This is a genomic window from Leclercia sp. M-A074-M, from assembly GCF_965195605.1.
GTDB lineage: Bacteria > Pseudomonadota > Gammaproteobacteria > Enterobacterales > Enterobacteriaceae > Enterobacter.
This window is the reverse complement of sequence record NZ_CBDAHM010000005.1, coordinates 244,226-267,656: the sequence shown is the minus strand read 5'-3', so window position 1 is coordinate 267,656 and position 23,431 is coordinate 244,226. Positions and strand designations below refer to the sequence as shown.

Sequence of the window (23,431 nt, the reverse complement as noted above, 5' to 3'; positions counted from 1 at the left end):
ATGGTGTCCTTAGGTAGGTTTCACGACGCTAACAAACCGGAATCGCCATCGCTCCATGTGCTAAACAGTATCTTAGCCAATCAGCCAGAAACTGATTAATTTGATGCTTTTCGTCACGTTGATGCAACTTTTTATTTGGGTAATCATAACGCGCTTTGAAGCGGAAGATCTGCTGACTTGAACACACTTCAGCGACCATCGCGTCATGGTACAGCCGCACCGTCATCGACGGCAGGCTCCAGTAGCTGATGGAAGGTGCCGTTTGTTCAATCTCCACCAGCGTAGTGTAACGGGTTGATTCCGTAATCGTTAACCGATACTGCGCGTTGCTCACCTGATAGCTCACTGTTTCGCCGGGCGCGTCATTACGCGGCAGCAAACGGCGCAACTGGGCGAAGTTGGTTTCGCACAGGCGCATCATTTCAGGGAAGTCAGGTGTATAACGCTTCATTTTTTCCACTCGTTTCTTAATTCCTGATAGTGCAGCTGTAGCCATTGCAAAGCGATGACAGACGCCGCGTTGTCGATTTTCCCCTCTTCTACCCATTGATAAGCCTGCTCCCGACTTACCACATGAACACGAATATCTTCGTTTTCATCAACCAGACCGTGAATCCCTTGCGCGGTCGTGGCGTCCACTTCGCCTACCAGAACCGATAAACGCTCGCTGGTGCCGCCAGGGCTTGCCAGATAATTCGAAATCGGTTTTGTACGCCCAACCATCAGCCCGGCCTCTTCCATCGCCTCGCGACGGGCGACCTCATCCGGGGTCTCGCCTGCTTCAACCATCCCGGCTACCATCTCCAGCAGCCACGGGCTTTCGCTGGTATCCAGCGCGGCAATGCGAATCTGCTCTACCAGTACCACTTCATCACGCACTGGGTCAAAGGGTAGCAAGACTGCAGCATGCCCGCGCTCAAAAATTTCGCGCCGCACTTCGCCACTCATTTCGCCGTTAAACAGACGATGGCGAAAACGGTATAATTCCAGTGAAAAAAATCCGCTGTAGAGCGTTTCTCGTGCAATAATTTCTACATCGTTTTTTGTAAAAGTCACTGGCAACTTCTCTGGTTTATCCATGTTTGCATCCTGGTATAAATGGTGGCGTTAAGGTGAAATTCAATTCTGCTAAAATGCGGTTTCTACAACAGTATGGTAAATTGGTGCAAGTTACTGCCGCATGGCACGGAACGCCAACCTTTTGCAGTGGCGAAGTCTGCTAGAATCGGTAGATATTTTTTAAATTAGATCAGCGCTAACTAAGCTTCACAACAAGGAAAGCAAATGAAGAAATTGCTCCCCATCCTCATCGGCCTGAGCCTGACGGGTTTCAGCGCGGTGAGTCAGGCAGAGGACCTGATACAGGTTTATAAGCAGGCACGACTGAGTAATCCGGAACTGCGTAAATCCGCCGCCGATCGTGATGCTGCATTTGAAAAAATTAATGAAGCACGCAGCCCATTATTACCACAGCTGGGTTTAGGTGCAGACTATACCTATAACAACGGTTACCGTGATGCTAACGGCATCGACTCCAACGTCACCAGCGGTTCACTCCAGTTGACCCAGACGCTGTTTGATATGTCTAAATGGCGTACCCTGAGCCTGCAGGAGAAATCTGCCGGTATTCAGGATGTGACCTATCAGACCGACCAGCAGACCCTGATCCTGAACACGGCCACCGCCTACTTCAGAGTGCTGAGCGCTATCGATACGCTCTCCTATATTGAAGCGCAAAAACAAGCTATCTACCGTCAGCTCGATCAGACCACCCAGCGTTTTAACGTGGGCCTGGTCGCCATCACCGACGTGCAGAACGCCCGTTCGCAATACGATAACGTACTGGCGAACGAAGTGACCGCGCGTAACGACCTGGATAACGCCGTTGAACAGCTGCGTCAGGTCACCGGTAACTATTACCCACAGCTGGCTTCCCTGAACGTTGATCGCTTCAAAGCCGAAAAGCCGCAGGCGGTGAATGCCCTGCTGAAAGAAGCTGAAAACCGTAACCTGAGCCTGCTGCAGGCCCGCCTGAACCAGGATCTGGCCCGCGAGCAGATCCGCCTGGCACAGGATGGCCATCTGCCAACCCTGAGCCTGAGCGCCTCTACCGGGGTGTCAAACACCAGCTACAGTGGTTCACGAACCAGCGGAGCCCAGTACAACGACAGCGACGTTGGCCAGAATAAAATCGGCCTGAACTTCTCTCTGCCAATCTATCAGGGCGGCCAGGTCAATTCGCAGGTCAAACAGGCGCAGTACAACTTTGTCGGTGCCAGCGAGCAGCTTGAAAGTGCGCACCGCAGCGTTGTGCAGACCGTGCGTTCCTCCTTCAACAACGTGAATGCCTCTGTCAGCAGCATCAATGCCTATAAACAGGCCGTAGTGTCTGCTCAGAGCTCGCTGGATGCGTCAGAAGCGGGTTACGCGGTCGGTACCCGTACCATTGTTGACGTGCTGGACGCGACCACCACGCTCTATAACGCCAAACAACAGCTCTCCAATGCCCGTTATAACTACCTGATTAACCAGCTGAACATCAAGCAAGCGCTGGGTACGTTGAACGAGCAGGATCTGCTGGCGCTGAACGGCGCTCTGGGTAAACCTATCTCCACTACCCCAGAGGTTGTGGCCCCGGAAAATCCACAGCAGGCTGCCTCTGCTGATGGCTTAACCGCCGCCGCTGCGCGTACCACCAGCAACTAATGATGTCATCCGGCCAGGGCTATCCTGGCCGGGTATTATCGCGCTGCCCGACAAAAAAACGTAAGCCAACGTAAAGATCCCCCAGTTTCGCCCCCATCGCTTCAATTTCCACCACTCATCCTCTATTCTGAGCGTTATTTTCTGTGTTTTATCACTGGGTCCTGGAAGACGATCATGAAACGGACAAAATCCATTAATCACGCCACGTTCCGCAAAAGCTGGAACGCGCGTCACCTCACTCCTGTCGCCCTGGCGCTGGGCGCCGTGTTTATGCTGGCAGGCTGTGAGCAAAGCGACGAAACGGTTTCGCTCTACCAGAATGCCGATGACTGTGCCTCCGCCACCGGCAACAAGGCAGAGTGTACTACCGCCTACAACAATGCCCTGAAAGAGGCCGAACGTACCGCGCCGAAATATGCCAGCCGTGAAGACTGCGTGGCGGAATTTGGCGAAGGTCAGTGCCAGCAGGCGCCTGCTCCGGCTCAGGCGGGCACGGCGCCAGAAAACCAGGCGCAGGCGCAATCCAGCGGCAGTTTCTGGATGCCGTTGATGGCCGGTTACATGATGGGCCGACTGATGAGCGGCGGCGCGGGCTATCAACAGCAACCGCTGTTCAGCTCTAAAAACCCGGCCAGCCCGGCTTACGGCCAGTATACCGATGCCAGCGGCAAAGGTTACGGTGCTGCCCAGCCAGGCCGCACCATGACCGTTCCGAAAACCGCTATGGCGCCTAAACCGGCGACCACCAGCACCGTTACCCGCGGCGGCTTTGGTGAATCTGTTGCCAAACAGAACACCATGCAGCGCAGCGCGACCGGCACCTCAACGCGCTCAATGGGCGGCTGATAATGGAACGAGTCAGTATTGTTGAGCGCCCGGACTGGCGCGAAAAAGCCACCGAATATGGTTTCAACTTCCACACCATGTACGGCGAGCCGTACTGGTGTGAAGATGCCTACTACAAGCTGACCCTCGCCCAGGTTGAAAAACTGGAAGAGGTGACGGCGGAGCTGCATCAGATGTGCCTGAAGGTGGTGGAAAAGGTGATCGCCAGCGATGAGCTGATGACCAAATTCCGCATTCCGAAGCACACCTGGGGCTTTGTGCGTCAGTCATGGCTGACCCATCAGCCGTCGCTCTACTCCCGCCTCGATCTGGCGTGGGATGGCACCGGCGAGCCGAAGCTGCTTGAGAACAACGCTGATACACCAACCTCCCTGTATGAAGCGGCCTTCTTCCAGTGGATCTGGCTGGAAGATCAGCAGAACGCAGGCCATCTGCCGGAAGGCAGTGACCAGTTCAACAGTTTGCAGGAAAAGCTGATCGCGCGTTTCGCTGAACTGCGCGAACAGCACGGCTTCAACCTGCTGCACTTTGCCTGCTGTCGTGACACGGTCGAAGATCGCGGCACGGTACAGTACCTGCAGGACTGCGCCGCCGAAGCGGACGTTGCCAGCGAATTTCTCTACATGGAAGATATCGGGCTGGGTGAAAAAGGCCAGTTCACCGATCTGCAGGACCAGGTAATCAGTAACCTGTTCAAGCTCTATCCGTGGGAATACATGCTGCGCGAAGTTTTCTCTACCAAGCTGGAAGATGCTGGCGTGCGCTGGCTGGAGCCGGCCTGGAAGAGCATTATCTCCAACAAAGCGCTGTTACCGCTGCTGTGGGAGATGTTCCCGGACCATCCAAACCTGCTGCCCGCTTACTTCGCGGAAGATGACTATCCGCAGATGGATAAGTATGTCAAAAAGCCGATTTTCTCCCGCGAAGGCGCCAACGTATCGATTATCGAAAACGGTAACACCGTGGAAGCGGTAGAAGGTCCGTATGGCGAAGAAGGGATGATCGTCCAGCAGTTCTGTCAGTTACCGAAGTATGGCGACAGCTACATGCTGATCGGCAGCTGGCTGATCAACGATCAGCCAGCCGGGATTGGTATTCGTGAAGATCGGGCGTTGATCACCCAGGATCTGTCGCGGTTCTATCCGCATATCTTCGTGGAGTAGCCTGTGGTGCCGGGTGGCGGCTTCGCCTTATCCGGCCTACATCACTCCGCAGGCCCGGTAAGCGCAGCGCCACCGGGCGCTTTACCCCACCTGCACCGACAACATACTCAAGCTGCCCATCTCAATGCCGTCCACCGGTGTGGAAACGGGCTCCTGACCATCCCACGCGCCCAGGACATAGAGCAGCGGCAGGAAATGTTCCGCCGTCGGGTTTGAGAGCGAGCCGCCTTCATGCGCCAGATAGTTCACCAGGGGATGTTCTTCAGCCGGCCCCTGCCAGGTCAGGTTTGCTTTCACGTAATCGTTAAACGACGTTGCCCACGGATAGGGCGTGTTTTCTCCATGCCAGCGGGCTGTGCGCAGGTTATGCACCACGTTACCGCTGGCTACCAGCATGATGCCCTCGTCACGGAGCGCGGCGAGCTTACGGCCCATCTCAAGGTGCCACGCCGCCGGTTTGGTACTGTCGATGCTCAGCTGCACCATCGGGATGTCGGCATCCGGGTACATCTTGATCAGCACGCCCCAGGAGCCGTGGTCAAAGCCCCACGCCTCTTTATCAAGGATGACCGGGAGAGGCGACAGCAGCTCTACCAGCCGCTGCGCCAGGGCCGGTGATCCCAGTGCCGGATAGTGCGTGTCGTACAGCGCCTGCGGGAAGCCACCAAAATCATGGATCGTTTTCGGCGTTTCCATCGCGGTAACACCGGTGCCACGGGTAAACCAGTGTGCAGAAATCACCACGATTGCTTTCGGACGCGGCAACGTCTCTCCCAGATGACGCCAGGCGCGGGTATAGACGTTATCCTCCAGCGCGTTCATGGGGCTACCGTGGCCCAAAAACAGTGCTGGCATACGAGAAGATGTCATGATGATATCCTTACACAAGCTGTCGATTTGATAGCTTTACCTTACCCGTTAACAGGATAAGATGAACTCTGATAACCATGATGAAGATCATCAGGAAATTTGAATGTAAGGGATCTGTAAAGGCGATTATACCCGCTCGCTTTACGCGCGTTTAGCCTTTAATATGAATGATAATCATTATCATAAGGAGAGGTGAATGTCAGTTCCTCTGATTCTGACGATTCTCGCAGGCGCCGCCACCTTTATCGGCGCCCTGCTCGGCGTGCTGGGCCAGAAGCCCTCGAACCGCGTGCTGGCATTTTCGCTCGGCTTTGCCGCCGGGATCATGTTGCTCATCTCCCTGATGGAGATGCTGCCCGCGGCACTCGGCACCGAAGGGATGTCGCCGGTGCTCGGCTACGGGATGTTTGTTTTTGGCCTGCTGGGCTACTTTGCGCTGGACAGAATGCTGCCCCACGCGCACCCGCAGGATCTGATGCAGAAAGGGAGTCAGCCGCTGCCCCGCAACCTGCGACGTACTGCGCTGCTGCTGACCCTGGGCATCAGCCTGCACAACTTCCCGGAAGGCGTTGCGACCTATGTGACCGCCAGTAACAACCTGGAGTTAGGATTCGGTATTGCGCTGGCGGTGGCGTTGCACAATATCCCGGAGGGGCTCGCGGTCGCAGGCCCGGTCTATGCGGCCACCGGTTCAAAACGTAAAGCGGTCTTCTGGGCGGGTATTTCCGGCATGGCGGAGATTGCAGGCGGCGTACTGGCGTGGCTGATCCTCGGCAGCCTGATCTCGCCGGTGGTGATGGCGGCGATTATGGCGGCAGTGGCGGGCATTATGGTGGCGCTGTCGGTGGATGAGCTGATGCCGCTCGCCAAAGAGATCGATCCCAATAACAATCCCAGCTACGGCGTGCTGTGCGGGATGTCGGTAATGGGGCTCAGTCTGGTGCTGCTCCAGACGGCAGGAATAGGGTAAAAAAAACGCCGGGTTAACCCGGCGTTTTTTATGCTGCGTTATCAGCTGGCTTTGCGCTCATGCGCCTGGCGATACGCCACCAGATCTTCAATGGTGACCACCGCCATGTTGTGTTTCACCGCGAAGTCGATGCACTCCGGCGCGCGGGCCATAGAGCCATCATCATTGGTCAGTTCACACAGGACACCGGCGGGTTTGAAACCGGCCAGCGTTACCAGATCGATAGTGGCTTCGGTGTGGCCGCCGCGAGTCAACACGCCGCCCGGCTGCGCGCGAAGCGGGAAGACATGGCCCGGACGGTTCAGGTCAGAAGGTTTTGCACCGTCGGCAATGGCGGCACGCACGGTGGTGACGCGGTCAGCGGCAGAGACACCGGTGGTCACGCCGCTGGCGGCTTCGATGGTGACGGTAAAACCGGTGCCGAAGGCGCTGGTGTTGTTCTCTACCATCATAGGCAGTTCCAGCTGTTTACGGCGATCTTCGGTGATACACAGGCAAACAATGCCGCTGCCGTGACGGATGGTCAGCGCCATCTGCTCAACGGTCATGGTTTCGGCGGCGAAAATCATATCGCCTTCGTTTTCACGGTCTTCATCGTCAAGCACCATCACGCCGCGGCCTTCGCGAAGCGCAGCAAGCGCCTGCTCAACACGGTCAGTAGAGGTACCGAAAGAGGAAAGGAGCGTCTGATTCATGGTAAAAAAACCTCATTAAAATTATGGTTACCAGAATCAGGGCAGTCTTAGGAGCGCCGGAGTACGGCAAAAAAATAACGTGAGCGGGCCTCGCCCGACTGGTTCGTTACTCTCTCCCATCCGGACTTTAACCGTCGGCCCCGGAATTACACCGGATCTGCTGACCTTTGAGTATGCACCCAAAGCGCTCGCGGGCTTTCAACATGGTGTTGATTTACCGCCGGTGGGGAATTTCGCCCCGCCCTGAGAATAAGCGGGATAACTATAACGCTAATGATTATGTTCGGCAACGCATAAGCTTCACACAATTCTGGTTTAAGGATCCCCGTAACGCGCTACAATGGTTCTAAACATCTTTACTTCAAGGGAACTATGATGATCGACCCAAAAAAAATTGAACAACTTGCTCGCCAGGTCCATGAATCCATGCCAAAAGGCGTACGTGAGTTTGGTGATGATGTTGAGAAGAAGATCCGCCAGGTGCTGCAGGCGCAGCTGATGCGTCTGGATCTGGTCAGCCGTGAAGAATTTGACGTGCAGACGCAGGTTCTGCTGCGCACCCGCGAAAAGGTTGCCCTGCTGGAGCAGCGCCTCACCGAGCTGGAAAACCGCGGTGTTGTTGTTGATGAAGTGAAACCGGCCCCGGCGATCCCACCGGTAGACAATGTGGAATAATTCACACGGGTTACCGTAGGCCGGGTAAGGCGAAGCCGCCACCCGGCAAAAAAACGGGCCTTTCGGCCCGTTTTTTATTTCTCGCTATCTTTCTGGATCTTTTTGATGATGTTGGTGGTTGAACATCCGTCCTCAAAATTGAGCACCATCACTTCCCCGCCGTTGGCCCAGACCTCTTCGCTGCCCGCGATTTGCTCAGGCTTGTAGTCACCGCCTTTCACCAGCAGGTCCGGCAGGATCCCGGCAATCAGGCGCTGCGGGGTATCCTCTTCGAAGGAGACGACCCAGTCCACCGCTTCCAGCGCGCCTAGCACAATCATACGCTGCTCAAGCGGATTCACCGGACGGGTTTCACCCTTCAGACGTTTGGTGGAGGCATCGCTGTTCACCGCCACGATCAGACGGTCGCCCAGCTTGCGCGCGTTGGCAAGATAGGAGACGTGGCCCGCGTGCAGAATGTCGAACACGCCGTTGGTCATTACCACTTTCTCACCACGCTTACGCGCGGCGGCAACGGCCACTTTCAGCTCTTCTTCACTCATCACGCCAAAACCGGTATCAGCACGGCCACGCACCGCGTTTTCCAGCTCGATAGGGGAGACGGTTGAGGTCCCCAGCTTGCCGACCACCACGCCTGCGGCAGCGTTGGCAAAGTAGCAGGCCTCTTCAAGGGTATTACCGGCCGCCAGCGTCGCCGCCAGCACGCCAATCACCGTATCGCCCGCACCGGTGACGTCATACACTTCCTGCGCCTGGGTTGGCATATGCAGCGGCGCTTTGCCCGGTTGCAGCAGGGTCATCCCCTGCTCGGAACGGGTCACCAGCAGCGCGGAGAGATCGAAGTCGGCGATGATCTTCATGCCGCGCTCAACGATCTCATCCTCGGTTTTGCATTTGCCCGCCACCGCTTCAAACTCGGAGAGGTTCGGCGTCAGCAGCGTCGCACCGCGATAGCGTTCGAAATCGGTGCCTTTCGGGTCGATCAGCACCGGCACACCGGAAGCGCGGGCCAGCTTAATCATCTGCTGGACGCTCGCCAGCGCCCCTTTGGCGTAGTCGGAGAGCACCAGCGCGCCGATGTTGCCCAGCGCCTGGTTGATGCGCTCGTGCAGCGGCTCCGGATCTACCCCTTCAAAGCCCTCTTCAAAGTCGAGGCGGATCAGCTGCTGATTGCGCGACAGCACGCGCAGCTTGGTAATGGTCGGGTGCGTTGGAACAGAAACGAAATCACATTTAACGTTCACATCCGCCAGCGTCTTGCTCAGCGCCCGCGCCGCATCGTCGATGCCGGTCAGACCGACCAGACGCGAATGTGCGCCGAGAGAAGCAATGTTCATCGCCACGTTTGCCGCGCCGCCAGGACGCTCTTCAATGGTATCCACCTTCACCACCGGGACCGGGGCTTCCGGGGAAATGCGGCTGGTTGGCCCATACCAGTAGCGATCCAGCATCACATCGCCAACTACCATAACTCCAGCACGTTCAAACTCTGGCAGTGTTACTTTCATTCCTGACTCCAGAAAGATTCACAATTTGCGCGCGATAATATCACACTTGTTTTGTTACGCACGGTTCCACCAGCCACTTCTGCCAGCAGGCGCGCACCAGCTCCCGCTCGGCGTTAAAGCAGTCGAGCGGCAGATGACCGGGCTGCTCCTGCAACGCCAGATGATGCAGTTCATCGCGCAGCGTGGTGTAAGCGCGGGTGAGCGCCAGCGCCTCCTGCTCATCCATAATGTCGTTCTGCGCCAGCAGTTCCAGAATGCGCACGTTATCCGACCAGCGGGTCAGCTTCGGTTTGGCGTGGGCGTCACGCAGCACCAGATACTGGGTGATAAATTCGATGTCGGTAATACCGCCTTCGTCGGCTTTAATATCAAAGCGATCACGATGTTTATTTCCCAGATGGGCGCGCATTTTTTCACGCATCTCGCGCACCTCGGTCTGCAGCGTCTGGCCTTCACGCGTGGCGGTCAGCACGTCGCGCCGGATAGCATCGAACTGCTCCTTCAGCTGCGGATCGCCATAGACCACCCGGGCGCGCACCAGAGCCTGATGCTCCCAGGTCCAGGCTTCGTTCTTCTGATACTCGGCGAACGACTCGGTGGAGGTGACCAGCATGCCCGCCGCCCCGGACGGACGCAGGCGGGCATCCACTTCATACAGAATGCCCGACGACGTGCGGGTGCTGAACAGGTGCATGATGCGCTGGGCGAGGCGCAGGTAGAACTGACGCCCGTCGATCTCACGCTCGCCGTCGGTCATCACATCTACCGGGCAGTCGTGAAGGAAAATGAGATCCAGATCGGAGCTGTAGCCCAGCTCCCAGCCGCCCAGCTTGCCATATCCCACAACCGCAAAGCCGCGCCCTTCCCGATCGGCCAGGTGTTTCGGCTGGCCATAACGCGCCACCATCTGTACCCACGCCTGATGGACAACGGCATCAATAATCGCCTCCGCCAGCCAGGTTAAGTGATCGCTCACTTTCATCACCGGCAACGTTCCGGCGATATCGGCGGCAGCCACACGCAGCAGCTGCGCCTGTTTAAACTGACGCAGCGCCTCCAGCTGCTGCTCCTCATCCTCCTCCGGCACGCGCAGCAGATACTGGCGCAGCTCGTCCCGGTAGGCGTCGGTCGCCGTCGGCTGGTAAAGGGTATTGGGATCGAGCAGCTCGTCCAGCAGCAGCGGATAGCGCGCCAGCTTGCTGGCGATCATTGGCGAGGCGGCGCAAAGGGAAATCAGGTGCTTGAGCGCGCCCGGGAACTCGCTTAACAGCTCCAGATAGGTGGTGCGGGTGATGATCCCGCTGAGCAGCGGGGTCAGGCGCGACAGCGGCACCGGCGCATCGGCGCGGGAGCAGACGTCGCTGAGCAGGTGCGGCATCAGGTGATCGAGCACCTGACGTCCGCGCGGGCCAATGGCGCGCTTGTTCAGCTCCAGGCGGAAATCTGCAATCAGCGCCACCACCCGGTGACGGTCATCATTGCTGAGGTGGGCCAGCACCGGGGTAGTATCGTCCTCCTGCAGCGCATCCTGCCACAGCTCGCGCCAGTGCTCCGACAGCTCATCATCCTGTGATTCGCTCTCATCGTCGCCAATCAGGTCGTTAAAAATCCGCCGCACCGCGGCCATGTGCGCATCCAGCGCCTCGGTCAGCGCCTGCCAGTCGTCAAGGCGCATTCCCCAGGCGAGACGGGCGCGATTAAGCTCATCCCCCGGCAGGGTCTGGGTTTGTTCGTCGTTAATGCTCTGCAGCAGGTTCTCCAGCCGACGCAAGAAGAGGTAGGCCTCACGCAGGATCTGCGCATCCCCTTCCGCCAAAAGGTTCAGCTGTGCAATTGCCGCAAGCGTTGGCAGCAGGGAGCGGGATTGCAGCGACGGCTCGCGCCCGCCGCGGATCAGCTGGAACACCTGGACGATAAACTCGATCTCGCGGATACCGCCCGCCCCCAGCTTGATGTTGTCTTTCAGGCCACGCCGCCGCACTTCCCGGGCAATCATCCCTTTCATGTTGCGCAGCGACTGGATGACGCTGAAATCGATATAGCGGCGGAACACGAACGGGCGCAGCATGGCACGCAGCTCGCTGGCGTAGGCACCGTCGTTATCGCCCATGATCCGCGCCTTCACCATCGCGTAGCGCTCCCAGTCGCGCCCCTGCTCCTGGTAGTAGTCCTCCAGCGCGGCGAAGCTCAGCACCAGCGGGCCGCTGTCACCGAACGGACGCAGGCGCATATCCACGCGATAGACAAAGCCATCCTGGGTGGGTTGATCCAGGGCCTTAATCAGCCGCTGCCCCAGGCGGGTAAAGAACTGGGCGTTGTCCAGCTCACGGCGTCCGCCGCGGGTGGCACCCTTCTCCGGCCAGGCGAAGATCAGATCGATGTCTGAGGAAAAGTTGAGCTCGCCGCCGCCGAGCTTGCCCATCCCTAAAATCAGCAGCGGCTGCGGAGTGCCATCCTCACTGCATGGCGTACCCCATTCACGACAGCAGGCGTCGTACAGCCAGTCGCGGGCGGTGACGATCAGCGTCTCCGCAAGGTGACTCAACTGCTGCAACGTGCTCTCTTCACTCACCAGCATCAGCGCCTGCGCCCAGGCGATGCGCACCATTACCCGGCGGCGGAAATGGCGCAGCTCGCGCATCAGCGCGGCTTCATCGCCGACATCTGCCAGCGCGTCGCGTAACCACTGCGCGTAGTGCTGCCACTCGTCCGCCTGCGGCGGCGCGGCCTCAAGCCCGGTCAGCCAGTCAGGATGTGCCGTAACGCTCTCCTGCACAAAGTCGCTGAACGCCAGCACCTGCCTGGCCTGGTCGCTTAATGACGAGGCGGGTAATGTTTCCGGCAGACGCTCACATACCGTCTGCCACTGCTGCTGTAAGGGTGAAGAAAGCGGCATCATTGGGGTTCCTTGCCTGCGTTAACGTTTTCCGCTGTGCAGCCAGAATGGCTCCTGCGAAATGGCTTCGTTACGGAAATGCTCAATTTCAATGTGCTGGCGCGTCTTAATGGCATGCAGCAGCCCTTGCCAGTTTTCCAGCCAGGCGCGGGCCACCGGGCCGTCATACGCCCCTGACAGCAGCAACATGCTGTCGATGTTGCGCGCCAGACGAATCAGCTGATCGCCATACTGATCCCCCAGCGGATGGGCGAAGGTGGTTTTCAGTTCAGCAGCATGACGGGAGAGGTGAATATCGGCGAAGCGCTTAAAGTTATCCGCCATTTTGCTCTGCGCCTTCGCGTCGAGGAAGGTGCGCCAGCCGCGCGTCACCAGAAACTCGGTCAGCGCCAGTTTCGCGGTGGCGGTTTGCGGGCTGTAGACCGCCGTCTCGGCAGAGACATCCGACGCCATCAGGGTTTCGGTCTGGGTCAGCAGATCGCGTAAGTGAGCACTCGCTTTACGTGGCACAATGCCGCCGAACAGCGTCAGGCTATGACGTACCAGCGCCATCGCCGCCAGCACCTCGGCTTTCGCCCCTTTCACGCCGCGGACCCACAGCTCCTCGTGATACTGCCACTGGCTTAGGGCCAGCTCCAGCGAGGCTTCAAACCCCTGCTCGATAGAGGATTTCGGCGCGACGCGCATAATCTCCAGCGGTTTCAGGGTGCGCGGGGCATTGCCCTGGGCCAGATGATAGCCGCGGGCCGCCTTGCTCAGGCTCCCCTGACGCAGACCGCTCTGGGTCACCAGCTTACGCGCCAGCTTCAGCACGTCATCGGCGTGGCCTTCCAGCAGTTCAAGCTCCAGCTCGCAGATCGGCTCCTGGAACTCGCCCGCTTTTACCTCACCCCGGTCGAGGGCGATTTCAATGCGGCTTTTACCTTCGTTCACCAGCCACTTTTCGCGCCAGAAATCGGTGCTGAACAGCGGGCTGGCGCTCTCTTCCAGGCCCTCGGGGAGTTGACCTTCCGGCCACACTTCCGCCGGAAAGCGCGCCAGATCCAGCGCAGGCTGGTCAATATCAATGTTGTATTCCGGGCGCTGATGCAGACCGCCCACCACGCGACCACCAATTTTCATGGTCATCTCGTAGCGGCCATCAACGCCGCGGATGCGCAGCCCCCTGTCATGGCGACGCAGCCACAGGTCCTGAGTTTCGTAATAGATGTTGAGCAGTTGCACCGGCTCGTGATGTTCAGCTGTCAGCTGGTGCAGATGGTTTTTCAGCGCGTCGACGCTCTCATTTTCAACGATAAACTTTAATTCGATTTCCTGAGCCATGGCCTTGTTCTTTTGATTGCAGCACTGCGGGGTAAATTTAGGCGAACTTACTCGCCACTTTTTTGTCAGTAGATAGTATTTTGCGCCAGATTGCCACGCAATGAGCAATTTGACGGGCGTAAAGTTTGTTAAAGTGGCAAACCCTACACGGAGGATTCCGAATGCTGACGAATCCTTTGCGTGGAGAAGCCGTTACCACTACTATCGTTCCACTTTTTACGAAAATAACGACTGCCTGATGCTTAAATTACGCCTAATCGGACTGACATTACTTGCTTTTAGCGCCGCAACAGCGGTTCACGCTGAAGAGAAACGCTACGTTTCTGACGAACTGAATACCTGGGTACGTAGTGGTCCGGGTGACAATTATCGCCTCGTGGGTACGATTAATGCCGGCGAGGAAGTGGTGCTGTTACAGAGTAACGCCGACTCCAGCTATGGCCAGGTGCGCGACAGCAGCGGCCGTACCGCCTGGATCCCGTTAAAAGAGCTTAGCACCAGCCCAAGCCTGCGCACCCGCGTGCCGGATCTGGAAAACCAGGTCAAAACCCTGACCGACAAACTGACCAATATCGACGCCACCTGGAACCAGCGCACGGCTGAAATGCAGCAGAAAGTGGCGCAGAGCGACGGGGTGATCAACGGTCTCAAAGACGAAAACCAGAAGCTGAAGAACGAGCTGATCGTCGCCCAGAAAAAGGTGAGCGCAGCCAACCTGCAGCTGGATGACAAACAGCGCACCATTATTATGCAGTGGTTTATGTATGGCGGCGGCGTGCTGGGTATGGGTCTGCTGCTGGGTCTGGTGCTGCCGCATCTGGTACCGAGCCGTAAGCGTAAAGACCGCTGGATGAACTAAATCGCTATCTCTGCCACACTTACGTATTATTGCCATTTTTAATACGGGAGAGTGTGGCGTGAAGATTTATCTGGTCGGTGGTGCGGTTCGTGATGCGTTGTTAGGTCTGCCGGTCAAAGATAAAGACTGGGTGGTGGTAGGCGCCACACCTCAGGAGATGCTTGATGCGGGCTACCAGCAGGTAGGCCGCGATTTTCCTGTCTTCCTGCATCCGCAAAGCCGCCAGGAGTACGCGCTGGCGCGTACCGAGCGCAAATCCGGCGTCGGTTATACTGGCTTCACCTGTCATGCCGCCCCGGACGTCACCCTTGAAGAGGATTTGCAGCGCCGCGATCTGACCATTAACGCCCTCGCCCAGGATGAAAACGGCCATATCATTGATGCCTATGGCGGCCAGTCGGATCTGCGAAACCGCATTCTGCGCCATGTTTCCCCCGCCTTCTCTGAAGATCCGCTCCGCGTGCTGCGCGTGGCGCGTTTTGCTGCCCGCTATGCCCACCTGAGTTTTCGCATCGCCGATGAAACGATGGCGCTGATGGCCGCCATGACCAGAGCGGGCGAGCTGGAACACCTTACCCCCGAACGCGTGTGGAAAGAGACCGAGAATGCGCTCACCACACGTAATCCACAGGTTTACTTCCAGGTGCTGCGCGAATGCGGGGCGCTGAAGGTACTGTTCCCGGAAGTGGACGCCCTGTTTGGCGTGCCGGCCCCGGCGAAGTGGCACCCGGAAATCGATACCGGCATCCATACCCTGATGACCCTGAGCATGGCGGCGATGCTGAGCCCGGAGGTAGACGTCCGCTTTGCCACGCTCTGTCACGACCTCGGGAAGGGGTTAACGCCGCCCGAACTCTGGCCGCGCCACCACGGCCACGGTCCGGCGGGCGTGCGGCTGGTTGAACGGGTCTGCCAGCGGATGCGGGTCCCTAACGAGATCCGCGATCTGGCGAAGCTGGTTGCCGAGTTCCACGACCTTATCCACACCTTCCCGATTCTTAAACCGGCCACCATCATCAAGCTGTTCGACAGTATTGACGCCTGGCGCAAACCGCAGCGCGTGGAGCAGATCGCCTTAACCAGCGAAGCCGACGTGCGCGGGCGTACCGGGTTTGAAGCCAACGATTATCCGCAGGGGCGGTTGCTGCGTGAAGCCTGGGAGGTGGCGAAAGCGGTGCCGACAAAAGCGGTCGTCGAAGCTGGATTTAAAGGAGCAGAAATCCGGGAAGAGTTAACGAAACGGCGGATCCGGGCCGTCGCAGCCTGGAAGGAACAGCATTGCCCTCAGCCGAAAGACTGAGGGCGGGCAATCAGAAGAAGACCACGTATACCGCGGCCGCCACGATAAAGCGATAGATGGCGAACGGGATAAACGAGATGTGCTTGATCAGTTGCAGGAAGGTTTTGATGGCGATCAGCGCCACGATAAAGGCGGTGACAAAGCCCACGGCAAACATCGGGATGTCGCCCGCGGTCAGGAAGTGATAGCTCTTGTAGAGATCGAGCACGGTGGCGCCCATCATCATCGGCACCGCCAGCAGGAATGAGAACTCAGAGGCCGCATAGCGGCTCACGCCCATCAGCATCCCGCCTGAAATCGTCGCCCCGGAGCGAGAGAAGCCCGGCCACAGTGCCAGACACTGGAAGCAGCCAATCATAAACGCCTGACGGTAGGTCATGTCGTCCAGACCCGGCGCGCGGGGCTCTTTCGGCTTCAGCAGCTCGGCGGCAATTAGCAGGATACCGCCGACCACCAGGGCATACATGACGTTAATCGGGTTAAACAGCGACTTGATGGTGTCGTGGAGTAACAGACCCAGCACTACCGCCGGAATCATCCCGAGCAGAATGTGCAGCAGCGTTAAACGCCCTTTACCTGTGCCTTCATGCGGCGGATGACCAAAGTGGATGCCAATCAGGCCGAACAGGCGACGCCAGAACATCACCACCACCGCCAGAATGGATCCTAACTGGATCACTACCTCAAAGGTTTTCGCCGTTTCGCCTTCGAACCCCAGCAGATGGCCGACAATGATCATATGGCCTGTACTGGAAACCGGCAAAAACTCTGTCAATCCTTCGACCACACCCAGTATTGCTGCCACCAGCAGGGAGTGCATATCGCTCATCAATTAACCCCTAAAAGACAGAAAAAAGGGCTACCCAGGGGGTAACCGTAAAAGGAACAGCTCTAAGACTGATTTAACAGGAATTGGTTTAACTATTATACCTTTAAATGTTTCCTTTCAGATTTTGGCTACGTTCGATAATGACGCCCACATTGGCCGCCCGCGCAACCGCCCCCGGCTTGCTGACTTTGATACGCACCCATGGGGAGTTGAAGCGGCTGAGCAGCAGCTCCGCGACTTCTTCCGCCACGCGCTCCACCAGCGCAAAACGCTGGCCTTCCACGTGACTGATGACCGCGTCACTCACGTCGGCATAGCTCAGACAGTCGTTCACATCGTCGCTTTTTGCCGCGGCGAGGTTATCCCAGCCCATTTCGATATCGAACACGAGTTTCTGCTCGATGGTCTGCTCCCAGTCATACACCCCGATAGTGGTGATTACCGAAAGTTGCTCTATAAATACTATATCCATCACGACCTGCCTGGTTTTTGGCTAAACCGGATACCACTCCCGGCGAATTATGCGTATTATCCACAGATGCTAAGTACAAAACGACATTTTCAAAACGGAACAGCGTTATGAGTGCAATCGCGCCTGGAATGATCCTCCTCGCCTACCTTTGCGGCTCAATTTCCAGCGCCATTCTGGTCTGCCGTATCGCCGGGTTGCCTGACCCACGCGAGAGCGGCTCCGGGAATCCGGGAGCGACCAATGTACTACGAATTGGCGGCAAAGGAGCAGCCGTAGCGGTTCTGATTTTTGACGTTCTGAAAGGAATGCTTCCCGTCTGGGGCGCGTATGCACTGGGCGTCACGCCGTTCTGGCTGGGGCTGATTGCCATTGCCGCCTGTCTGGGCCATATCTGGCCGGTTTTCTTTGGTTTTAAAGGTGGAAAAGGCGTCGCCACCGCGTTTGGCGCCATTGCCCCCATTGGCTGGGATCTGACCGGCGTGATGGCCGGCACCTGGCTGCTCAGCGTGTTGCTGAGCGGCTACTCTTCGCTTGGCGCCATTGTGAGCGCGCTGATTGCGCCATTTTATGTCTGGTGGTTTAAGCCGCAGTTTACCTTTCCGGTGTCGATGCTCTCTTGTCTGATCCTGTTGCGTCACCATGACAATATTCAGCGGTTGTGGCGGCGTCAGGAGACGAAGATCTGGGCGCGGTTGAAGCGGAAGAATAAAGAGACGCGGTAGCTTATATTGAGTTTAGTGGAATAGTTACGTTCACTTTATGACCAACAGAATATGACGTTCCGGAACCCGTGAACGTGATAAGGGGGCCACCGCGGCCCCCTTATCAATCCCCGCGGCCCCGCGACGAAATCGGTGCTTCGCACTGCGCTCACCTCCCGACCTGCTGCCTGCGGTCGGCTCAACTCGACATCCTGTCTCGATTCGCCTCTGGCCGCCATCCCTGGCGTCCAGCCCTTGTCAGCCGGTCTCCGGTTCGCCGATTTCAGCGGGGACTCAACACCCGTGCCACATTCCGGCAATAAAAGAATTTGCAGAGAAATGACATTCTGTTTCCTTCAGACCGCAGCGAAGGCAGAGGGAGCGTGAGTCCGGCTGAAAATCGCTGAGGCGTTGACCGCAGGCCGGGGCGAGGCGCATGGATGCGCCGAGAGGGCGTGACCTACATGGATGTAGGATCACGCCCGACCCGTTAGCCGGAGGGAATAAGCCGAAGGGACCGCGAAGCGGCGATTTTCTTTGCCGGGAGCCGGGATTGTTAAGGGGGCGGCGGCAACCCCCTTAACACGTTCACCGCAGCGGGGCGTACATAACGCAGAGAAGTTATAGTGAACGGAACAATTCCACCACTCCAGAAAATAAGTGGGCGCTTAGCCCCCCCATCCATAAGCGACTCATATGACAGCCTTCATTTCCGCCAGGGCATACTAAAAAAACCCGACGGCGAGCAGATGGATAAAGCATGTCAGCAACTCAGGCGCATGAAAAAACAGTAAAAGGCTGGCAGGCATCCCTTGCCCTGCACTTTTCCTACTCGCCTGAGAAAACCCTCCTCCACTCTGCCCGCCACGTCGGGCCACTCACCGTGCAGCGCCCCTTTTATCCCGAAGGTGAAACCTGCCACCTCTATCTGCTGCATCCCCCCGGCGGGATTGTCGGCGGGGATGAGCTGGCGATTACCGTTCATCTTGCGGCCCATAGCCACGCGCTGATCACCATGCCCGGCGCCAGCAAGTTCTATCGCAGCAACGGCGCCCTGGCGCGGCTGGATCAGCACTTCACGCTGGAGGAGAACGCGACGCTGGAGTGGCTGCCGCAGGACACCCTTTTCTTTCCCGGGGCACAGGCCGCCCTGCGCTCGGTGTTCCATCTGCAGCGCAGCAGTACGCTGCTGGCCTGGGAGCTGTTTTGCCTGGGCCGCCCGGTGATTAATGAGCCCTTCAGCCACGGTCGTATTGAGAGCCGTCTCGAAGTCTGGCTTGAGGGTGAGCCGCTGTTAATCGAGCGCCAGCACCTGGCCGACGGCGATCTGACCCCCGTGGCGGAACATCCGTGGATCGGCACCCTGCTGTTTTACCCGGCGAGCGAAACACAGCTGGAGGAGGCCCGCGAAGCCCTGGCACCGCTGGAGCATTTCGCTGGCGCGACCCTCACCGACGGCCTGCTGTCGGTGCGCTTCCTCGCGCACGACAACCTGATTTGCCAGCAGGCGATGCGTGAGATCTGGCAGCGCCTGCGTCCGCAACTTACCGCCAAAGCCCCCTGTTCGCCCCGAATCTGGCACACCTGAGAGAAGCACGATGGAACTGACCCCCAGAGAAAAAGACAAGCTGTTGCTGTTTACCGCCGCGCTGGTCGCCGAGCGTCGTCTCGCCCGTGGCGTAAAACTCAATTACCCGGAATCGGTGGCCCTGATCAGCGCCTTCATTATGGAAGGGGCGCGCGATGGGCAGACGGTTGCGGAATTAATGGAAGCGGGCCGCCATGTCCTGACCCGCGCCCAGGTGATGGAGGGCGTACCGGAGATGATCCCGGATATTCAGGTGGAGGCCACCTTCCCGGACGGCTCCAAGCTCGTCACCGTTCACAATCCGATCCTGTAAGGGGGCAACATGATCCCAGGGGAATATCAGATACAACCCGGCCAGATCGTCATTAACGCGGATCGCGATACCCGGACGGTGATCGTCGAGAACCACGGCGACCGCCCGATCCAGGTCGGATCCCACTACCATTTTTTTGAGGTGAACCCGGCGCTTAAGTTCGATCGTGAGGCGACCCGAGGCTACCGGCTGAACATTGCCGCCGGTACCGCCGTGCGCTTTGAACCGGGGCAGAAGCGCGCCGTGACGCTGGTGGCTGTGGCAGGCGCGCAGCGTATTGTGGGCTTTCGTGGCGAGGTGATGGGTGAGGTCAACCATGGCTGAGATTTCACGTCAGGCATATGCCGACATGTTCGGCCCCACCACCGGGGATAAAGTCCGTCTCGCCGATACCGAGCTCTGGATCGAGGTGGAAAACGATCTGACCATCTACGGCGAAGAGGTCAAATTCGGCGGCGGAAAAGTGATCCGCGACGGCATGGGCCAGGGGCAGATGCTGGCGCAGGACTGCGTGGATCTGGTGCTGACCAACGCGCTGATCGTCGATCACTGGGGGATCGTCAAAGCGGATATCGGCGTGAAGGATGGCAGGATCTTCGCCATCGGCAAAGCGGGTAACCCGGACATTCAGCCCGGCGTAACGATCCCCATTGGCGCGGCCACCGAGGTGATCGCCGCCGAAGGGAAGATCGTCACCGCAGGCGGGGTCGATACCCATATCCACTGGATCTGCCCGCAGCAGGCGGAAGAGGCGCTGGTCTCTGGCGTCACCACCATGATTGGCGGCGGTACCGGCCCTGCCGCAGGCACCAACGCCACCACCTGCACGCCAGGGCCGTGGTATATCGCCCGCATGTTGCAGGCGGTCGACACGCTGCCGGTGAATGTCGGCCTGCTGGGTAAAGGCAACGGCTCCAACCCGGATGCCCTGCGCGAGCAGGTTGCCGCGGGTGCGATTGGCCTGAAAATTCATGAGGACTGGGGTTCCACCCCTGCGGCGATCGACTGCGCCCTGACGGTGGCGGATGAGATGGATATCCAGGTGGCGCTGCACAGCGACACCCTTAACGAGGGCGGGTTTGTCGAGGACACCCTGGCGGCCATCGCCGGGCGCACCATCCACACCTTCCACACCGAAGGGGCGGGCGGCGGCCATGCGCCGGATATCATCACCGCCTGCGCGCATCCCAACATTCTGCCCTCCTCTACCAACCCCACGCTGCCCTACACGGTGAATACCATCGACGAACACCTGGACATGCTGATGGTCTGCCACCACCTCGACCCGGATATCGCCGAGGATGTGGCCTTTGCCGAATCGCGTATTCGCCGGGAGACCATTGCGGCAGAAGATGTGCTGCACGATATTGGCGCCTTCTCGCTCACCTCGTCCGATTCACAGGCGATGGGCCGGGTGGGAGAAGTGATCATCCGCACCTGGCAGGTGGCGCACCGCATGAAGGTGCAGCGCGGTCCGCTGGCGGAGGAGTCGGGCGATAACGATAACCTGCGGGTGAAGCGCTATATCGCCAAGTACACCATCAACCCGGCGCTGACCCACGGCATCGCCCATGAGGTCGGGTCGGTTGAGGCGGGGAAACTGGCGGACCTGGTGGTCTGGTCCCCCGCCTTCTTTGGCGTCAAGCCAGCCACCATCGTCAAAGGCGGGATGATCGCCTGCGCGCCGATGGGGGACATCAACGCCTCGATCCCCACGCCGCAGCCGGTGCATTACCGGCCCATGTTTGGCGCGCTGGGCGCCGCCCGCCACGCCACCCGTCTGACCTTTCTCTCGCAGGCTGCCGCCGATAACAACATTTCGCAGCAGTTGAACCTGCAGAGCGCCACTGCGGTAGTCAAAGGCTGCCGGACGGTGAAGAAGGCCGACATGATCCACAACGGCCTGCAGCCGAACATTACCGTCGATGCGCAAACCTATGAGGTGCGCATTGACGGGGAGCTGATTACCAGCGCACCGGCAGAGGTTCTGCCGATGGCGCAACGCTATTTCCTGTTCTGAGGAGGACTCATGATCACCTTAACCCAACGCCTTGATCATCCCCATCCCGTTACCGCACACGTCACGCTGCCCATTGATGTGCGGGTAAAGAGCCGCGCCCGCGTAGTGCTTAACGATGGCCGTGACGCCGGGCTGATGTTGCCCCGCGGTCTGTTGCTGCGGGGCGGCGACCTGCTTGCCAGTGACGATGGTCATGAAGTGGTGGAGGTCATTGCCGCCCCCGAGCCGCTGTCGGTGGTGCACTGCGCGGATCCGTTCCTGCTGGCTCGCGCCTGTTATCACCTGGGCAACCGCCACGTCCCGCTGCAGGTCATGCCCGGCGAATTGCGCTATCACCACGATCACGTGCTGGATGAAATGCTGCACCTGTTGGGCCTGGACGTCACTTTCGCCACCCTGCCCTTTGAACCGGAAGCGGGCGCTTATGCCAGCGAAGGGCACTCCCACTCTCACGCTCATTCACATTAAGGATTAATTATGCGTAAGTTGTTACCCCTGCTTCTGCTGGCCTTCTCCCTGCCCGCGCTGGCCCATCCGGGACACGGCAGCGACAGTTTTCAGGCGGGCTTTTTCCATCCCCTGACCGGGCTTGATCATCTGCTGATGTTGACCGGCGCAGGCGTGCTCGCCGCCCTGAGCGGCCGCAGGCTGCTGATGCCCTTTGCCACTCTCGGCATGATGCTCACCGGGGCGATTGCAGGCAGCCTGCTGGGGGGCTTTAGCGGCATGGAGATGCTGATTATCGCCTCGCTGGCGGTGTGTGGTGCCATGATGTTCAAAACCGAAAACCGCCTGCTGCTGGCGGTGCCCGCGCTGGCGATGTTCCACGGCTGGGCGCACGGGGTGGAGATGGCAGGCCACAGCTTCTGGCTGTTTACCAGCGGCTTTATGCTCGCCAGCGCCGCGGTGCTGTGCGCAAGCTTTGCGGCAGGCCTGCTGCTGCGCCGTCACGACGGGCTGCGTAAAACCCTCGGCGGCGGGCTGATCGCCTCTGCCCTGCTGGCGCTGATGAGCTGATGGAGCCGTCCCGCCAGTGGTTGCGCCTGATGCAACTCGCCAGCAGCAGTCTGCCGGTGGGCTCTTTTACCTGGTCGCAGGGGCTGGAGTGGGCGGTGGAAGCGGGCTGGGTCACTACCCCGGCGGCATTCAAAGCCTGGCAGTGTCAGCAGATGGAGCAAAGCTTTTTCCGCGTCGATCTGCCGCTCTTTTCCCGCCTCTACCACGCCTGTGAACAGCAGGATCTGGCGAGCGCCGCGCACTGGACGGCGTACCTGCTGGCCTGCCGGGAGACCCGCGAGCTGCGGGAAGAGGAGCGCAACCGCGGGGCGGCGTTTACCCGGCTGATCAAAAGCTGGGAGGCGGATTGCCCACCTGACTGGCTGGCGCTGTTCCCGCAAAGCCAGCTATGCGGTATGGCGTGGCTCGGTGTGCACTGGGGCATCGGCCTGCGCGAGATGGCGCTGAGTCTTGGCTACAGCTGGATCGAGAGCGCGGTAATGGCGGGCGTCAAGCTGGTGCCCTTTGGGCAGCAGGCGGCCCAGCTGTTGATCATCGAACTCTGCGATCGCTTTACCGACGGGCTGGCGCAGGCGCTGTTGCTTTGCGATGACGAACTGGGCGCCGCCACGCCGCTGTCGGCCATCGCCTCGGCGCGCCACGAAACCCAATATTCACGATTATTCCGTTCCTGAGGAGTC

24 protein-coding genes and 1 riboswitch are annotated in these 23,431 nt (G+C 58.8%); of the genes, 15 read left to right on the top strand and 9 right to left on the bottom strand.

Annotation, left to right across the window (positions count from 1 at the left end; translation table 11 throughout):
• Nucleotides 1–28: 28 nt before the first annotated feature.
• The gene (locus tag ACOKCT_RS13035; protein ID WP_003862516.1) at nucleotides 29–451 is read right to left on the bottom strand and encodes a DUF1249 family protein; all 423 of its coding nucleotides are present in this window, start codon (nucleotides 449–451) and stop codon (nucleotides 29–31) included.
• Nucleotides 448–1,080: an ADP-ribose diphosphatase gene (gene nudF, locus ACOKCT_RS13030; protein WP_159339938.1), complete on the bottom strand. Its 633-nt coding sequence runs from the start codon at nucleotides 1,078–1,080 to the stop codon at nucleotides 448–450. Before nudF ends, ACOKCT_RS13035 begins: the two co-directional genes overlap by 4 nt.
• A 204-nt stretch (nucleotides 1,081–1,284) precedes the next feature.
• Between nudF and tolC the strand changes: the two genes are divergently transcribed.
• The 3 genes from tolC (at nucleotide 1,285) to ACOKCT_RS13015 (ending at nucleotide 4,715) form a co-directional block, all read left to right on the top strand.
• Nucleotides 1,285–2,706 (top strand): outer membrane channel protein TolC, encoded by a 1,422-nt coding sequence (tolC, locus tag ACOKCT_RS13025; protein ID WP_103176989.1) that lies wholly within the window; start codon nucleotides 1,285–1,287, stop codon nucleotides 2,704–2,706.
• 174 nt (nucleotides 2,707–2,880) lie between these two features.
• Entirely contained in the window at nucleotides 2,881–3,552 is a 672-nt protein-coding gene (locus ACOKCT_RS13020) for a DUF1190 family protein (RefSeq protein WP_103176990.1), read from the top strand.
• Between the two features lie 2 nt (nucleotides 3,553–3,554).
• On the top strand, nucleotides 3,555–4,715 hold the full coding sequence (locus ACOKCT_RS13015; RefSeq protein ID WP_159339937.1) for a glutathionylspermidine synthase family protein: 1,161 nt from the start codon (nucleotides 3,555–3,557) through the stop codon (nucleotides 4,713–4,715).
• 81 nt (nucleotides 4,716–4,796) lie between these two features.
• Here the strand turns inward: ACOKCT_RS13015 and ygiD are convergent, their stop codons facing one another.
• A complete protein-coding gene (gene ygiD, locus ACOKCT_RS13010; protein WP_159339936.1) occupies nucleotides 4,797–5,585 on the bottom strand; it encodes a 4,5-DOPA dioxygenase extradiol in 789 nt (262 codons plus the stop codon).
• A 196-nt stretch (nucleotides 5,586–5,781) separates the two neighbouring features.
• Here ygiD and zupT point away from each other — a divergent pair, with 196 nt between their 5' ends.
• Nucleotides 5,782–6,555: a zinc transporter ZupT gene (zupT, locus tag ACOKCT_RS13005; RefSeq protein WP_103176993.1), complete on the top strand. Its 774-nt coding sequence runs from the start codon at nucleotides 5,782–5,784 to the stop codon at nucleotides 6,553–6,555.
• A 41-nt stretch (nucleotides 6,556–6,596) separates the two neighbouring features.
• Here zupT and ribB read toward each other — a convergent pair whose 3' ends face one another.
• A complete protein-coding gene (ribB, locus tag ACOKCT_RS13000) occupies nucleotides 6,597–7,250 on the bottom strand; it encodes a 3,4-dihydroxy-2-butanone-4-phosphate synthase (protein ID WP_103176994.1) in 654 nt (217 codons plus the stop codon).
• Between the two features lie 104 nt (nucleotides 7,251–7,354).
• Nucleotides 7,355–7,505, bottom strand: a riboswitch (FMN riboswitch).
• 120 nt (nucleotides 7,506–7,625) lie between these two features.
• Between ribB and ubiK the strand changes: the two genes are divergently transcribed.
• The gene (gene ubiK / locus ACOKCT_RS12995; RefSeq protein ID WP_263951643.1) at nucleotides 7,626–7,925 is read left to right on the top strand and encodes a ubiquinone biosynthesis accessory factor UbiK; all 300 of its coding nucleotides are present in this window, start codon (nucleotides 7,626–7,628) and stop codon (nucleotides 7,923–7,925) included.
• A gap of 74 nt (nucleotides 7,926–7,999) precedes the next feature.
• On the opposite strand, the gene hldE is transcribed toward ubiK, so the two are convergent.
• From hldE to ACOKCT_RS12980, 3 genes are read right to left on the bottom strand one after another with little or no spacing between them, the layout of a single operon-like run.
• A complete protein-coding gene (hldE, locus tag ACOKCT_RS12990) occupies nucleotides 8,000–9,433 on the bottom strand; it encodes a bifunctional D-glycero-beta-D-manno-heptose-7-phosphate kinase/D-glycero-beta-D-manno-heptose 1-phosphate adenylyltransferase HldE (RefSeq protein ID WP_103176996.1) in 1,434 nt (477 codons plus the stop codon).
• Nucleotides 9,434–9,473: 40 nt separating this feature from the next.
• Complete coding sequence (gene glnE / locus ACOKCT_RS12985) at nucleotides 9,474–12,332, bottom strand: bifunctional [glutamate--ammonia ligase]-adenylyl-L-tyrosine phosphorylase/[glutamate--ammonia-ligase] adenylyltransferase (RefSeq protein ID WP_420193539.1); 2,859 nt, start codon at nucleotides 12,330–12,332, stop codon at nucleotides 9,474–9,476.
• A gap of 18 nt (nucleotides 12,333–12,350) precedes the next feature.
• Complete coding sequence (locus tag ACOKCT_RS12980; protein ID WP_263950257.1) at nucleotides 12,351–13,652, bottom strand: inorganic triphosphatase; 1,302 nt, start codon at nucleotides 13,650–13,652, stop codon at nucleotides 12,351–12,353.
• 238 nt (nucleotides 13,653–13,890) lie between these two features.
• Between ACOKCT_RS12980 and ACOKCT_RS12975 the strand changes: the two genes are divergently transcribed.
• Complete coding sequence (locus tag ACOKCT_RS12975; RefSeq protein WP_039031844.1) at nucleotides 13,891–14,511, top strand: TIGR04211 family SH3 domain-containing protein; 621 nt, start codon at nucleotides 13,891–13,893, stop codon at nucleotides 14,509–14,511.
• A 58-nt stretch (nucleotides 14,512–14,569) separates the two neighbouring features.
• Nucleotides 14,570–15,811: a multifunctional CCA addition/repair protein gene (locus ACOKCT_RS12970; RefSeq protein WP_103177000.1), complete on the top strand. Its 1,242-nt coding sequence runs from the start codon at nucleotides 14,570–14,572 to the stop codon at nucleotides 15,809–15,811.
• 10 nt (nucleotides 15,812–15,821) lie between these two features.
• Here the strand turns inward: ACOKCT_RS12970 and bacA are convergent, their stop codons facing one another.
• Together bacA and folB are read right to left on the bottom strand one after the other, a co-directional pair.
• Entirely contained in the window at nucleotides 15,822–16,640 is an 819-nt protein-coding gene (gene bacA / locus ACOKCT_RS12965) for an undecaprenyl-diphosphate phosphatase (RefSeq protein ID WP_420193538.1), read from the bottom strand.
• 103 nt (nucleotides 16,641–16,743) lie between these two features.
• Nucleotides 16,744–17,112, bottom strand: coding sequence for a bifunctional dihydroneopterin aldolase/7,8-dihydroneopterin epimerase (gene folB / locus ACOKCT_RS12960; RefSeq protein WP_103177002.1), 369 nt, complete (start codon nucleotides 17,110–17,112; stop codon nucleotides 16,744–16,746).
• A 107-nt stretch (nucleotides 17,113–17,219) separates the two neighbouring features.
• Here folB and plsY point away from each other — a divergent pair, with 107 nt between their 5' ends.
• The 8 genes from plsY to ACOKCT_RS12920 all read left to right on the top strand — a co-directional run bounded on the left by plsY (nucleotide 17,220) and on the right by ACOKCT_RS12920 (nucleotide 23,425).
• The gene (plsY, locus tag ACOKCT_RS12955) at nucleotides 17,220–17,834 is read left to right on the top strand and encodes a glycerol-3-phosphate 1-O-acyltransferase PlsY (RefSeq protein WP_159339933.1); all 615 of its coding nucleotides are present in this window, start codon (nucleotides 17,220–17,222) and stop codon (nucleotides 17,832–17,834) included.
• Nucleotides 17,835–18,573: 739 nt separating this feature from the next.
• On the top strand, nucleotides 18,574–19,401 hold the full coding sequence (locus ACOKCT_RS12950; protein ID WP_263950256.1) for an urease accessory protein UreD: 828 nt from the start codon (nucleotides 18,574–18,576) through the stop codon (nucleotides 19,399–19,401).
• Between the two features lie 10 nt (nucleotides 19,402–19,411).
• Entirely contained in the window at nucleotides 19,412–19,714 is a 303-nt protein-coding gene (locus tag ACOKCT_RS12945) for an urease subunit gamma (protein ID WP_039031754.1), read from the top strand.
• Nucleotides 19,715–19,723: 9 nt separating this feature from the next.
• Nucleotides 19,724–20,038, top strand: a complete 315-nt coding sequence (locus ACOKCT_RS12940; protein WP_103177005.1) for an urease subunit beta — start codon at nucleotides 19,724–19,726, stop codon at nucleotides 20,036–20,038.
• Complete coding sequence (ureC, locus tag ACOKCT_RS12935; protein WP_103177006.1) at nucleotides 20,031–21,734, top strand: urease subunit alpha; 1,704 nt, start codon at nucleotides 20,031–20,033, stop codon at nucleotides 21,732–21,734. The genes ACOKCT_RS12940 and ureC overlap by 8 nt, the downstream gene beginning before the upstream one ends.
• A gap of 9 nt (nucleotides 21,735–21,743) precedes the next feature.
• The gene (gene ureE, locus ACOKCT_RS12930; protein WP_103177007.1) at nucleotides 21,744–22,202 is read left to right on the top strand and encodes an urease accessory protein UreE; all 459 of its coding nucleotides are present in this window, start codon (nucleotides 21,744–21,746) and stop codon (nucleotides 22,200–22,202) included.
• A 9-nt stretch (nucleotides 22,203–22,211) separates the two neighbouring features.
• Complete coding sequence (locus ACOKCT_RS12925; RefSeq protein WP_103177008.1) at nucleotides 22,212–22,751, top strand: HupE/UreJ family protein; 540 nt, start codon at nucleotides 22,212–22,214, stop codon at nucleotides 22,749–22,751.
• Entirely contained in the window at nucleotides 22,751–23,425 is a 675-nt protein-coding gene (locus ACOKCT_RS12920) for an urease accessory protein UreF (RefSeq protein WP_103177009.1), read from the top strand. The genes ACOKCT_RS12925 and ACOKCT_RS12920 overlap by 1 nt, the downstream gene beginning before the upstream one ends.
• The last annotated feature ends 6 nt before the right edge of the window (nucleotides 23,426–23,431 follow it).